The following is a 12,138-nucleotide window of genomic DNA, read 5'->3' on the forward strand; positions in this document are numbered from 1 at the left end:
GTGCTACGCCCGCGCGCGATGCTCGATCCGCAGTCCATTCCCGTCCTGATCAACACGATGACGGCGCGTGCCCGCGGCGCCGCGCACGCGCTCGCCGCGGCCGAGGATGATACCAAGGCCCGGGCCCTGCACGCCGCCGCGACCGCGCTGCGCGACCATGCGGCGGTGATCCTCGCCGCCAATGCCGAGGACGTCGCGCGCGCGCGCGCCAACGCCGTCTCGCCCGCGCTGATCGACCGGCTCCGCCTCGACCCCGCGCGGCTCGAGGCAACAGCGACGGGGGTCGCCGCCGTGGCCGCGCTCGCCGACCCGGTGGGGCAGGTGATCGACCGCACCACGCGCCCCAACGGTCTCGCGCTCAGCCGCGTCCGCGTGCCGATCGGCGTGATCGGCATCGTCTATGAGAGCCGCCCCAACGTCACCGCGGACGCCGCGGCGCTGTGCGTCCGCTCGGGCAATGCGGTGATCCTGCGCGGCGGTTCCGAGGCGGTGGCGAGCAACCGCGCGCTCCACGCCGCGCTGGTCGAGGGTCTGGTCGCGGGCGGTCTGCCCGCCGACGCGGTCCAGCTGGTGCCCACCACCGACCGCGCCGCGGTCGGTGCGATGCTCGCGGCCGAGGGCGCGATCGACCTGATCATCCCGCGCGGCGGCAAGAGCCTGGTCGCGCGCGTCCAGGCCGAGGCGCGCGTGCCGGTGCTGGCGCATCTCGACGGCGTCAACCACGTCTTCGTCCACGGCTCGGCCGAGCCCGGCATGGCGCGGGCGGTGGTGATCGACGCGAAGCTACGCCGCACCGGCGTGTGCGGCGCGATGGAGACGCTGCTGATCGATCGCGCCTGGCCGCACGCCGCCGCGCTGCTCGCCGCGCTGGCGGACGCGGGCTGCGCGCTGCGTGGCGACGCGGCGGCTCGTGCGCTCCTGCCGGCGGTCACGCCCGCCGAGCCGAGCGACTGGGACGCCGAATATCTCGACGCCATCGCCGCGGTGGCGCTGGTCGACGGGCTCGACGGTGCGCTCGCGCATATCGCGCGGCACGGCTCGCATCATACCGACGCTATCGTCGCCGACGACGAGCGCGTGGCGGAGCGCTTCCTCGCCGCGGTCGATTCCGCGATCGTGCTGTGGAATGCCTCGACCCAGTTCGCCGACGGCGGGGAATTCGGACTCGGCGCCGAGATCGGCATCGCCACCGGGCGACTGCACGCGCGCGGCCCGGTCGCGCTCGAGGGGCTGACGACCTACAAGTGGCTGGGGCGCGGCACCGGCCAGGTGCGCGGGTGAACCCGCGCGCGATCACCGCCGAGCTCGACGACGTGACCGTGGCCCTGGTCGACTCGATCGCGGCGGCGCGCGGCATCACCAGCGCGGCCTTCGCTGCCTCGGCGATCCGCGACGCGGTGGCGCGCGAGGCGGCGGCCGACGGTCTCGTCCAGCGCGGGATCGATCAGGTTGAGCGCGGCGAGACGGTCGACCACGACGAGGTGATGCGCGCGCTGGAGGCGATGATCGCGCGGCATCGCGCGCGATGCGGCTAGCGCCCGTCGCGGCCACGCCGCGCGCGACGACGTCGGCCGCGTGAGGGACTGGTGGAGCGGATCGCCTGCCCGTCGCCGCGCCAGCGCGCTCGCCCCGAGTACGGTGCCCGTGGTGTGGGCGCGCGTCGCGCTCGACGACCTGGTCGCGATCGACGCCTGGCTCGACGAGCATGTCTCGCCCGCCACCGCGCTGGCGATGGTGACCGCGATCCGGCGTCGCGCCGATTTCCTGCGCGACTTTCCCTATGGCGGCCGGCGCCACCGCCGCGACACGCGCGTGCTGCGCGTGCTCGGGACGCCCTATCTGATCCACTATCGGCTGACCGCGCAGCGCTGCGAGGTGCTGCGCGTGTACCATGAGCGCGAGGACTGGCGCGAGGATGACGCGGGCCTTCGCCCTGCATCGGCGCGCGGCGACCAGGCGGGGCTGACGTGAGCCGCCGCATTGGCCTGCTCGGCGGCTCGTTCAACCCGGCGCACCGCGGCCACCGCCACCTCACGCTGGCGGCGATTCGCGCGCTCGACCTGGACGAGATGTGGTGGCTGGTGTCGCCGGGTAACCCGCTCAAGCCGCGCCACGGCATGGCGCCGCTGCCGGCGCGGCTCGCCTCGGCCCGCGCGATGGCGCGGCGCGCCCCGATCCGCGCCACCGACATCGAGGCGCGGCTGCGCACGCGCTACACCGCCGACACGTTGGCCAAGCTGTCGCGGCGCTATCCGCGCACGCGCTTCGTGTGGATCATGGGATCGGACAATCTCGCGCAGTTCCACGAGTGGCAGCGCTGGCGCACGATCGCGCGGACGATGCCGATTGCGGTCGTGGCGCGTCCGGGTTATGATGCGCGTGCCCTCGCGGCCCCCGCGATGGGTTGGCTGCGGCGCTTTCGGCGGCCCGCACGCCAGGCGAGGAAGTGGACCGAGTGGAGTGTGCCAGCCCTGGTGCTGCTACGTTTCCGCCCTGACCCGACGTCCGCGACGCAGCTTCGCGCCGCTGACCCTGCCTGGCACGTTCGTTTCGCCGATCCCATATCCACAACTGACACGCCAGCCGCAGCGTCCGCGGCATCTTGAGGAGCCACCTTGTCCGCCACTGACCCCGTTCATCGCACCGCCGACGCCGACCAGGCCGCGGCGCTGCACCAGCTCGTCCTGCAATCGCTCGACGACGACCAGGCGGTGGACACGATCTCGATCCCGCTCGCGGGCAAGTCGTCGATCGCGGACCATATGGTGATCGCCAGCGGGCGCTCGACCCGCCAGGTCGCGTCGATGGCGTCGAAGCTGGCCGAGAAGATTAAGGGCGAGACCGGCCGCTCGGCGCGGATCGAGGGGCTGCCCAGCGCCGACTGGGTGCTGATCGACGCGGGCGACGTGATCGTCCACCTCTTCCGCCCCGAGGTCCGCAGCTTCTACAACCTCGAGCGGATGTGGTCGTTCGGCGACGCCCCGCCTGCCGCCGGGGCGGCGTAGGCTGCGCTTCGTCCTCCCCTGTGAGGGGAGAGTCGATGCATCGCCACACACATCGGGTGACGCCGCGGCGCGCAGCGGCTAACCTCGCTCCATGCTGCTCCACATCGTCGCGCGCGGACGGATCGGGCGCTCGCCCGAGGCCGAGCTGGTCGACCGTTACCTCAAGCGGATCGCCTGGCCGACGCGGCTGAGCGAACTGCCCGATCGCGGCGGGCGCGAGCCCGACCGGCCGGCGCAAGGCCGTCGCGTGCTGCTCGACGAAAAGGGCGAGATGCTCGGCTCCGCCGCCTTCTCCGCGACGCTGGGCCGCTGGCGCGACGACGGCGTGCGCGAGGCGCGTTTCCTGATCGGCGCGGCAGACGGCTTCAGCGATGCCGAGCGCGCGGAGGCCGATCTGCTGCTCTCCTTCAGACGCGCCACCTGGCCGCACCTGCTCGCGCGCGCGATGCTCGCGGAGCAATTGTTCCGCGCCACCAGCATCCTCGCCAACCACCCCTATCATCGCGAGGGCTGAGCCGGTGCGCATGTCCCGGGCCGCTGCGATGGTCGCGCTCGCGCTGCTGGCACCGTCCGCCGCGGCGCTGCCAGACGTGCCGGCGCGGCGCGCGGGCGCGCAGCTCGCCGGTGCCGAGGCCGAGATCTCCGCGGAGCGCACCCGCGCCGACGCGATCGCGGCGCGGCTGGCGCGGCAGCGCGCTGCGCTCGCTGTCGAGCAGGGACCGATCGTCCGGCTCGTCGCCGCGGTGGCAGCGGTGGCAAGACGGCCGCGCGCCGCGCTGCTGGTGCGCCCCGGCAGTGTCGCCGATCTCGTCCACGTCGAGGCGGTACTCGCCGCCGCGACGCCGCGGCTGCGACGCCGCACCGCCGCGCTGCGCGGCGCACTGGCGCGGACGCGCACGCTCGCGATGAGCGCGGCGACGACCGAACGCGCGCTCGCCGCCGAGCGGGCGCGGCTGGTCGAGGCGCGCGAGCGGCTCGCCGCGCTGAGCGACGACGACGAGCGCGCGCTTGCGCTGGAGGAAACCGCACGCGACACCGCCGACCGCATCGCCGCGCTGGGCGTCGCGCAGGCGGTGCTGGGCGACCTCATCGCGCTGCCGGGGCCACCTGGCGGCGCCACCGCGCGTCGCTCGCTCGATCCGGCCTATCGCCTGCCCGCGCGCGGGCGGCTCGTGACCGGGCTGGGCGAGCTGTCGGACAACGGCGTGCGCTCGCGCGGGCTGACGCTGGCGGTGCCGCGTGGCGCCGCGGTGATCGCGCCCGCGGGCGGTGTGGTGCGCTACGTCGGTGCCTTCCGGAGCTACGGCACGATCGTGATCATCGACCATGGCGCGGGCTGGCAGACGCTGGTCACCGGCATCGCAGTGCCGTCGGTGCGGCGTGGCGAGACGGTCGCCGCCGACGCCGCGCTCGGTCATGCACCCGAGCGCGGTGAGGCCCGCGTCACGGTCGAACTGCGGCGGCGCGGTGTGCCCGTCGACGTGGCGCAGCTGGTGGGGTGACGGGAGAGGGCGCGCATCGACGCAAGGGCGGGGCGGGGGGCGGCGCGGCTAGGGCCGACGTGCTAAGCGTGCCGGGAGTCACCGGAGTACGATCCATCCAAGCCTAACCCTGCTCCCGTGCACGCGGGAGCCCGGAGCGCCAAGCGGTGGGCCCGGTGGCTCTGGATTTCGTGCGCCGCCGCCCTCACTCCACGAAGGGCTCGACGGCGATATGCCGCCCGCGAAGGAACGCGTCCGCCACGAGGCGCAGCGGCGCGACGTCGACGTCGGACTCGCCGGCGCGGACGATCTCGGCGAAGCGGCGGTAGAGGCCGGGATATTCGCCGTGCAGGGCGGCGTCGTGCGCCAGCGCCTCGGCGCCGTCGATCGTCAGCACCGAGCCACCCTTGGCGAGCAGCAGCGTGCCGGCGTCGGTCTCGACCTCGATGTCCCAGTGCTGCGGGCCTTCCTGGCGGAAGTCGAGATCCATCGCGATGGCGTTGCCCGCGGTGTCGCGGAAGGCGACTCGCGCGGCGATCGGCGCGGCGCGGTTGGATGGCACGTCCAGCTCGGCGGTCTCGACGAAGAACGGCCGCGGCAGGATCCGAGTCGCGATCGACAGCGCGTTGATGCCGGGATCGAACACGCCGAAGCCGCCGGGCTCCCAGATCCAGTCCTGTCCCGGATGCCAGACGCGCACGTCCTCGCGCCAGGTGATCGTCGCCCACTTCACCGCGCGGCCGGCGAGCCAGGCGCGCGCCGGCTCGACCCCGTCGGCGTAGCGCGAGTGCCAGCTGGCGAACAGGCTGACGCCGCGCGCCGTCGCCGCGTCGCGCAGCGCGGTGACCTCTGCCAGCGTCGCGCCCGGCGGCTTCTCGAGGAAGACGTGCCAGCCCTGCTCGATCGCGAACTGCGCGATCGCGCGGCGCACCTGTGGCGGGGTGCAGAGCGCGACCGCGTCGACCGCCATGCCGCTCGCGGCGAGCGCCTCGACGTTGGGGAAGAAGGGCAGGTCGCCTACCGGCTCGCCGTGGCGGCTGACCGTCGCGACCAGTTCGATGTCGTCGTTGCCCGCGATCGCGGGCAGGTGCTGGTCGTGCGCGATCTTGCCCATGCCGACCAGCGCGAGGCGGATCGGGCCGCTCACAGCGCGCGCACCTGCACCGGCGCGTCGGGCGCGTCGGTCAGCGGGTTGCGCAGCGGCAGCGCGAAGGGCGCGGCGCTGATCTCGAACACGTCGCCGGGCCGGGTCTTCACCCCGTCGGCCACCGACAGGGTCGCGGTGCCGAAGAAATGAACGTGGACGTCGCCGGCGCGGCGGAAGCCGGCATATTTGAAATGATGGTGCTCGAGGTTGGCGAGGTGGTGCGACATATTGTCCTCGCCGGTCAGGAACGGCTTCTCCCACAAAGTCGCGCCGTCACGGACGATCCGGCTGGTGCCCCGAATGTCCGCCGGCGGCGTGCCGAGCAGCAGCTCGGGGCCGAGCGCGGCCTGGCGCAGCTTGGAATGCGCCAGCCAGAGATAATTGTGTTTCTCGGTGACGTGGTCGCTGAACTCGTTGGCGAGCGCGACACCGAGCCGATAGGGCGTGCCGTCCTCGCCGATCAGGTAGATGCCGGCGAGCTCGGGCTCCTCGCCGCCGTCCTGCGCGAAGGCGGGCGAGGCGAGCGGCGCCTCGGGCGCCACCAGCGACTGGCCGTCACCCTTGTAGAACCACTCGGGCTGCTGGCCGACCGAGCCCGCGGCGGGCTTGCCGCCCTCGACGCCTTCCAGGAACATCCGCATCGAGTCGGTCTGATGCGCGGCGTCGGTCGCCGCCTTGTGCATCTTGTCGCGCCCTTCGGCCGAGCCGAGATGGGTCAGCCCGGTGCCAGCGAGCAGCAGCCGCGCGCCGTCCTCATGGTCGATCGCCGGCAGCAGGCGCTTGGCGTCGAGCTCGGCGGCGAGATCGACCGCCTCGTCGGTGCGGCGCGCCGCGGCGGCCGCGGCGAGCGTGGTGCCATGCGCGATCGCCTCCAGCGCCAGCTCACGCGTGGTGGCGACCCCGTCGAGAAAGTGCGCGGCATCGCCCTCGGCGAGGATGACGCGGCGACGACCGTCGTCGCCGCGGTGCTGAAGCAGGCGGGTGAAGCTCATGCGAGGTCCTTGAGCGCGGTGATATACTGGCGTGCGTCCTGGCCCACCGCCTCGGCCGATTTGCCGGGGCGGTAGAGGTTGGAGCCGAGCCCGAAGCCGTCGGCGCCCGCGGCGCGCCACTCGGCCATGTTCTGCGGGGTGATGCCGCCGACCGCGAGCATCCGCGTCGCCTTGGGCAGCACCGCGCGCTGCGCCTTGAGAAAGGCTGGGGTGGTGCCATCGGCGGGGAAGAGCTTCAGCGCGGTGGCGCCCGCGGCGAGCGCGGCGAAGCCCTCGCTCGGGGTGAAATAGCCGGGCAGCGACACCATACCGGCGGCGACACTGGCGCGGATCACCTCGGGGTTGGTGTTGGGCGAGACGATCAGCGTGCCGCCCGCGTCGCGCACGCGCGCGACGTCGTCGGTGGTGAGCACGGTGCCGGCGCCGACCATCGCGCGCCCCGCGAGCCGCTCGGCGAGCAGGCGGATGCTCTCGATCGGCTCGGGCGAGTTGAGCGGCACCTCGAGCAGGGTGAAGCCCGCTTCCACCAGCGCGTCGCCCACCGCGGGCGCCTCCGCCGGAGTGAGGCCGCGCAGGATCGCCACCAGCGGCGCCTGACGGAAGGCGACGTCGAACGCCGCGAGTGGGTCGGTCATCGGGTCATCTCCCACAGCCGGTGAATGCCGGCGGCGAAGGCGCGCTCGCTGTCGAGCGCCAGGGCGGTGCCGCCGCACGCGTCGATGGCGGCGGCGTAGAGCGTGGCGAGGTCGCCGCTGGCGAGCAGCTGGACCGGGCGGCCCTTGAGGTCGCTGCGCGCGCCGACGTCGGCGCCGATCAGCACGCCGCTGGCGAAGCTGGCGGCATCGGCGGCGTCGAGCCGGTCGAGCAGCACGCGCGCGCGCACCTCGAACAAGGCGACGGTGAGGTCGCGCGCGCCCGCACCGCGCGCCACGCCGGCGCGGAAGGCGGCGCCGTCGGCGACCGGCCCGTCGAGCATCGCGCTGAGGATGCCGTGGCCGCGCAGCAGCGCGAACAGCTCGCCGGTCAGCGCGGTGGCGACGTCGGTGATCTGACCCGCGGTGGTGGCGATCCACTTGTTGTGCGTGCCGGGCTGGCAGAACAAAGCGTCGGCGGGGGCGAGCCCGGCGGCGAGCGCGCCGAGCACCTGCACCTCCTCGCCGCGCATCACGTCGGCGCGCGCACCACTGCGCAGCGCGACGCCGGGCAGTAGCAGGGCGTCCGCGTCGGGCAGGCGGAGCGCGCCGGCGGCGAGCGCGGCGAGGTCGGCGGGCGCGTCGACATAGGCCACCTCGCGCCAGCCGCGATTGGAGCCGACCATGCCGGCGGCGATCACCGGCAGCTCGCCCAGTTGAGCGCGCAGCGCCGCCAGCTCAGCGGGATAGTCGTCGGCGGTGAGCGCGAGCACGCCGCGCGAGTCGCGCACGCATGCTCCGAACGTCCCGTCCCTCGCCACGCGCCAGGCGCGGCGGTTGGTCGTGCCCCAGTCGATGGCGATATAGTCGCCCGCCACGCATCCCTCCTAATCTATTTGTAAGACATAAACCGCTGTGCGATCAGGTCAAGCCGGTGCCGGCGCCGGTCGGCGACAGAGCAGAAGGAGAGCGGACGATGGCGGACGAGGTGACGACGCTGTGGCGCGGCGGCGCGCTGCTGGGCGAGGGGCCGGCGTGGGATCCTGCGCGCGGCGTGCTGTGGTTCACCGACATCAAGCAGCGCCGGGTTCATCGCTACGATCCCGGGAGCGGCGCGATGTCGCAGTGGGACGCGCCGGCGCAGGTGGGCTGGGTGCTGCCCGCCGACGACGGCGCGCTGATCGCGGGGCTGCAGACCGGGCTGGCGCGCTTCGATCCCGACACGGGCGACTTCACGCATCTCGCCGAGGTCGAGCCCGAGCTGCCCGGCAACCGCCTCAACGACGCCACGGTCGCGCCCGACGGCGCGATCTATTTCGGCTCGATGGATGACGGAGAGAGCGGCGCGACCGGGCGCGTGCACCGCTGGGACGGCGTCGCGGCGGTGGCGACCGCGATCCCGGCGGTGGCGATCACCAACGGCCCCGGCATCGCGCCGGACGGGCGGACGCTGTACCACGTCGACACGGTCGGCGGGGTGATCCACGCGGTCGAGCTCGCGCCCGACGGCACCACGGGCGCGATGCGCGACTTCGCGCGGATCGATCCGATCGACGGCCACCCGGACGGCGTGACGGTCGACTCGGCCGGCAACGTCTGGGCGGGGCTGTGGGGCGGCTGGCGCGCGCGGCTCTACTCGCCTGCGGGCGCGATCCTGCGCGAGGTGCGGATCCCGGCGTCCAACGTGACCAAGGTCGCGCTGGGTGGGCCCGACCTGCGCACCGCCTATGTCACGACCGCGAGCATCGGCCTCGACGACGCCCAGCGCGCGGCGCAGCCCGAGGCGGGCGGGCTGTTCAGCTTCGCGGTCGAGGTGCCGGGCCAGCCGCTGCCACCGGCGCGCGCGCGCGGGTGAGCGAGGCGCGATAACGTGCGCCCGCTATGTCACCCCGTTCGTGCTGAGGAGCCGCTGAGCCTGCCGAAGCGGCGTCTCGAAGCACCGTCCCGCGCACAGCGCCTCGTCGAGACTAGGCTTGGACACGCTCAGCCTCTCCCGCAGCGTGAACGGATCCTGACGCAGCGCCCGCGCGTGACCAAAAGCGAACGGCCGGCGCTCCCCCGAGGGAACGCCGGCCGCCTGCGACTTCATCGGCGTGGCGCCGCCACCCTCAGGCGGCGGTCTCCTGCGCCGCGCTGTCGGGGAAGGCGTTGGTCGGGCGCGAGCCCCACAACGCGTAGAACAGCACGTACAGCTCGCACACCGCGGGAACGAGGAACGAGATGCTCAGCCCGTGGTGGTCGGCGATCCACGCCTGCACCGTCGCCAGCGCGCCGCCCGCGATCGCCATGATCAGCAGCCCCGAGCCTTCCTCGGTGAGCGGGCCCAGGCCCTTGATCCCCAGCGTGAAGATCGTCGGGAACATGATCGAATGGAACAGCCCGACCAGCACCAGCGCCCACATCGCGATATGGCCGGTGAACAGCACCGCGGTCATCACCAGCACGAAGGCGACCAGCGCGTTGAACGCCAGCAGCTTCTCCGGCGCGATGTAGCGCATGATCGCGGCACCGACGAAGCGACCCACCATCATCCCGCCCCATAGCAGGGTGAGATAGCCGCTGGCATCGGTGGCGCTGAGGTTGGCGATCTGCGGCTGCTGGATGAAGCTGATCAGCAGCGAGCCGACGCAGATCTCGGCCAGCACGTACAGGCCGATCGCGGGCACGCCGAACACCAGGTTGCGGTGCTGGAACAGCGAGTGGCGGCGGCGCTCGTCGGCGGCGATGCGGTTGGTGGCCGAGCCGAGCTGGGGCAGCTTGAACAGCGCGATCGTCACCGCGATCACCACCAGCACGCCCGCGATCAGGATATAGGGCATCTGCACCGACTGCGCGTCGGCGAGCCGCTGCGCTGCGCTCAGCTGCGTCGTGCCGCCCTCGCTCGTGCCCGAGGCGGAGCGCGACAGGATCAGCATCGCGCCGAAGGTGGGCGCCACGAAGGTGCCGAGCGAGTTGAACGCCTGCACCAGGTTGAGCCGGAAGGAGGCGCTCTCAGGCGGGCCGATCACCGCGACATAGGGGTTGGCGGCGACCTGAAGCAACGTGATGCCGGTGGCGAGCACGAACAGAGCGGTGAGAAAGAAGCCGTAGGAGGCGAGCTGCGACGCCGGTACGAAGCCGAGCGCACCCACCGCCATGATCAGCAGGCCGACGACCATCGACTTCTTGTAGCCGATCCGCTCGATCAACTTGGCGGCGGGGAAGGAGGCGACGCCGTAGGCGATGAACCAGACGAACTGGATCAGCAGCGACTGGGTGTAGTTGAGGTCGAACACCGCTTTCAGGTGCGGGATCAGGATGTCGTTGAGGACGGTGATGAAACCCCACATGAAGAACAGCGAGGCCAGCAGCGCGAGTGCGGGGCGATACGAGACGGCCCCTCCGCCCCCCGTCGCGACAGCGCCGCTGGAAATCGGTGGTCCGGCCATCATCCTCTCCTTGTGACGCGCGGAACTGGGTTGCGCGTGCTCGATATGTCTGACTATATTCCGGGTGGTCGCCGGGTCAATGCGGAAACGCCGCAGAACGGCGGTGCTGAGGCGCGTGCGCTAGGACGTTCGGGAGAGGTCGGCAATGGTGAGATGGGCTGCGTGGAGCGGGTGGACGATGGCGGCCGGCAGCCTGTTGGCGGCAGTGGGCGCTGACGCCGCGACCGCGAAGCGCGAGGCGTTCGGCCAATTGCCCGACGGCACCGCGATCGAGGCGGTGGTGCTCAGCGGTAGCAACGGCGTCAGCGCGCGCGTGATGACGCTCGGGGCGACGCTCCAGTCGCTCAACGTGCCGGGGCGCGACGGCAAGGTGGCCGACATCACGCTCGGTTACGACGATGCCGCCAGCTACGTCACCAAGCCCAATTTCTGGGGCCAGACCGTCGGCCGCTACGCCAACCGCATCCGCGGCGGCAAGTTCGCGCTCGACGGCAAGAGCTATCAGTTGCCGCTCAACGACAAGACCAACTCGCTCCACGGCGGCACCAAGGGGTTCGACAAGGTGATCTGGAAGATCACCGAGGTGAAGTCCGGGCCCAAGGCGAGCGTCACCATGGTGATGACCAGTCCGGCGGGCGACCAGGGCTATCCCGGCACGCTCCAGGTGACCGCGACCTACAGCCTCGACGATGCCGGTTCGCTGATGATCGACCTCAGCGCCAAGACTGACGCGCCGACGATCGTCAACCTCACCAATCACGCGCTGTTCGACATGGCGGGCGAGGGGTCGCCGGGCGGCATCTACGCGCAGAAGCTGACGATCCCGGCGAAGCGCTACACCCCGGTCGACGCCACGCTTATCCCGACCGGCGAGCTCAAGCCGGTGGCGGGCACGGTGTTCGACTTCACGCAGGGTCGCATCGTCGGCGAGGGCGTGCGCGACGGGCGCGACCCGCAGATCGTGATCGGTCGCGGCTACGACCATAATTTCGCGCTCGACAAGGGCGCCACCAAGGACCCGCAGCTCGCCGCGCGGCTGGAGGACCCGGTGTCCGGGCGCGTGCTCGAGGTGCTCACCACCGAGCCGGGCGTGCAATTCTACTCGGGCAACTTCCTCGATGGCTCGCTGATCGGCAAATCGGGCCACGTCTATCGGATGGGCGACGGCATCGCGCTGGAGCCTCAGAAATTCCCGGACACCCCCAACCAGCCGGCGTTCGGCTCGGCGCGTGTCGATCCGGGCAAGCCCTACCATCATATCATGGTCTTCCGCGTCTCGACGGCGCGCTGACCCGGAGCGAGCGATGACTGAGAGCACAACACCGCCGGCGCTGCGCAGCCGGGCGTGGTTCGACAACCCCGCGAACATCGACATGACCGCGCTGTACCTGGAGCGCTACCTCAACTTCGGTCTCAGCCTCGACGAGCTGCGCTCGGGCAGGCCGATCATCGG

At 72.3% G+C, this 12,138-nt stretch carries 14 protein-coding genes; 9 read left to right on the forward strand and 5 right to left on the reverse strand.

Annotation, left to right across the window (positions count from 1 at the left end; genetic code table 11):
• Positions 1-18: 18 nt before the first annotated feature.
• From FHY03_RS13285 to FHY03_RS13315, 7 genes are all read left to right on the forward strand, one after another.
• Entirely contained in the window at positions 19-1,281 is a 1,263-nt protein-coding gene (locus FHY03_RS13285) for a glutamate-5-semialdehyde dehydrogenase (protein ID WP_183931277.1), read from the forward strand.
• Complete coding sequence (locus FHY03_RS13290) at positions 1,278-1,535, forward strand: CopG family ribbon-helix-helix protein (RefSeq protein ID WP_183924776.1); 258 nt, start codon at positions 1,278-1,280, stop codon at positions 1,533-1,535. Before FHY03_RS13285 ends, FHY03_RS13290 begins: the two co-directional genes overlap by 4 nt.
• Before the next feature lie 40 nt (positions 1,536-1,575).
• Positions 1,576-1,971 (forward strand): type II toxin-antitoxin system RelE/ParE family toxin, encoded by a 396-nt coding sequence (locus tag FHY03_RS13295; RefSeq protein ID WP_183924774.1) that lies wholly within the window; start codon positions 1,576-1,578, stop codon positions 1,969-1,971.
• Entirely contained in the window at positions 1,968-2,606 is a 639-nt protein-coding gene (locus FHY03_RS13300) for a nicotinate-nucleotide adenylyltransferase (protein WP_183931279.1), read from the forward strand. The genes FHY03_RS13295 and FHY03_RS13300 overlap by 4 nt, the downstream gene beginning before the upstream one ends.
• Before the next feature lie 9 nt (positions 2,607-2,615).
• Positions 2,616-3,005, forward strand: coding sequence for a ribosome silencing factor (rsfS, locus tag FHY03_RS13305; RefSeq protein WP_183924770.1), 390 nt, complete (start codon positions 2,616-2,618; stop codon positions 3,003-3,005).
• A 91-nt stretch (positions 3,006-3,096) separates the two neighbouring features.
• Entirely contained in the window at positions 3,097-3,519 is a 423-nt protein-coding gene (locus FHY03_RS13310; RefSeq protein WP_183931281.1) for a 23S rRNA (pseudouridine(1915)-N(3))-methyltransferase RlmH, read from the forward strand.
• Between the two features lie 10 nt (positions 3,520-3,529).
• Positions 3,530-4,507: a murein hydrolase activator EnvC gene (locus tag FHY03_RS13315; RefSeq protein ID WP_183931283.1), complete on the forward strand. Its 978-nt coding sequence runs from the start codon at positions 3,530-3,532 to the stop codon at positions 4,505-4,507.
• Positions 4,508-4,691: 184 nt separating this feature from the next.
• On the opposite strand, the gene FHY03_RS13320 is transcribed toward FHY03_RS13315, so the two are convergent.
• The 4 genes from FHY03_RS13320 to FHY03_RS13335 are packed head-to-tail and all read right to left on the reverse strand — an operon-like array spanning position 4,692 to position 8,135.
• Positions 4,692-5,633 carry a Gfo/Idh/MocA family protein gene (locus tag FHY03_RS13320; RefSeq protein ID WP_183924764.1) on the reverse strand — a complete coding sequence of 314 codons (942 nt, stop codon included), beginning with the start codon at positions 5,631-5,633 and terminating at the stop codon, positions 4,692-4,694.
• On the reverse strand, positions 5,630-6,625 hold the full coding sequence (gene araD1, locus FHY03_RS13325; protein ID WP_183924762.1) for an AraD1 family protein: 996 nt from the start codon (positions 6,623-6,625) through the stop codon (positions 5,630-5,632). Before araD1 ends, FHY03_RS13320 begins: the two co-directional genes overlap by 4 nt.
• On the reverse strand, positions 6,622-7,260 hold the full coding sequence (locus tag FHY03_RS13330) for a 2-dehydro-3-deoxy-6-phosphogalactonate aldolase (protein WP_183931285.1): 639 nt from the start codon (positions 7,258-7,260) through the stop codon (positions 6,622-6,624). The genes araD1 and FHY03_RS13330 overlap by 4 nt, the downstream gene beginning before the upstream one ends.
• Positions 7,257-8,135, reverse strand: coding sequence for a 2-dehydro-3-deoxygalactonokinase (locus FHY03_RS13335; RefSeq protein WP_183924758.1), 879 nt, complete (start codon positions 8,133-8,135; stop codon positions 7,257-7,259). Before FHY03_RS13335 ends, FHY03_RS13330 begins: the two co-directional genes overlap by 4 nt.
• Before the next feature lie 98 nt (positions 8,136-8,233).
• On the opposite strand from FHY03_RS13335, the gene FHY03_RS13340 reads away from it, so the two are divergent.
• A complete protein-coding gene (locus FHY03_RS13340; RefSeq protein WP_183931287.1) occupies positions 8,234-9,112 on the forward strand; it encodes an SMP-30/gluconolactonase/LRE family protein in 879 nt (292 codons plus the stop codon).
• Between the two features lie 253 nt (positions 9,113-9,365).
• Here FHY03_RS13340 and FHY03_RS13345 read toward each other — a convergent pair whose 3' ends face one another.
• Complete coding sequence (locus FHY03_RS13345; protein WP_183924754.1) at positions 9,366-10,685, reverse strand: sugar MFS transporter; 1,320 nt, start codon at positions 10,683-10,685, stop codon at positions 9,366-9,368.
• Between the two features lie 145 nt (positions 10,686-10,830).
• On the opposite strand from FHY03_RS13345, the gene FHY03_RS13350 reads away from it, so the two are divergent.
• On the forward strand, positions 10,831-11,976 hold the full coding sequence (locus tag FHY03_RS13350) for an aldose epimerase family protein (protein WP_183924752.1): 1,146 nt from the start codon (positions 10,831-10,833) through the stop codon (positions 11,974-11,976).
• Positions 11,977-12,138 lie beyond the last annotated feature (162 nt).

Source organism: Sphingomonas sp. BK345 (genome assembly GCF_014193845.1).
Classification (GTDB): Bacteria; Pseudomonadota; Alphaproteobacteria; order Sphingomonadales; family Sphingomonadaceae; genus Sphingomonas.

Bases quoted from the DNA above. Each gene is read 5' to 3' on its own strand.
- FHY03_RS13285 (WP_183931277.1), top strand. From the start codon at position 19: ATGCTCGATCCGCAGTCCATTCCCGTCCTGATCAACACGATGACGGCG.
- FHY03_RS13310 (WP_183931281.1), top strand. From the start codon at position 3,097: ATGCTGCTCCACATCGTCGCGCGCGGACGGATCGGGCGCTCGCCCGAG.
- FHY03_RS13315 (WP_183931283.1), top strand. From the start codon at position 3,530: ATGTCCCGGGCCGCTGCGATGGTCGCGCTCGCGCTGCTGGCACCGTCC.
- araD1 (WP_183924762.1), bottom strand. From the start codon at position 6,625: ATGAGCTTCACCCGCCTGCTTCAGCACCGCGGCGACGACGGTCGTCGC.
- FHY03_RS13330 (WP_183931285.1), bottom strand. From the start codon at position 7,260: ATGACCGACCCACTCGCGGCGTTCGACGTCGCCTTCCGTCAGGCGCCG.
- FHY03_RS13340 (WP_183931287.1), top strand. From the start codon at position 8,234: ATGGCGGACGAGGTGACGACGCTGTGGCGCGGCGGCGCGCTGCTGGGC.
- FHY03_RS13345 (WP_183924754.1), bottom strand. From the start codon at position 10,685: ATGGCCGGACCACCGATTTCCAGCGGCGCTGTCGCGACGGGGGGCGGA.
- FHY03_RS13350 (WP_183924752.1), top strand. From the start codon at position 10,831: ATGGTGAGATGGGCTGCGTGGAGCGGGTGGACGATGGCGGCCGGCAGC.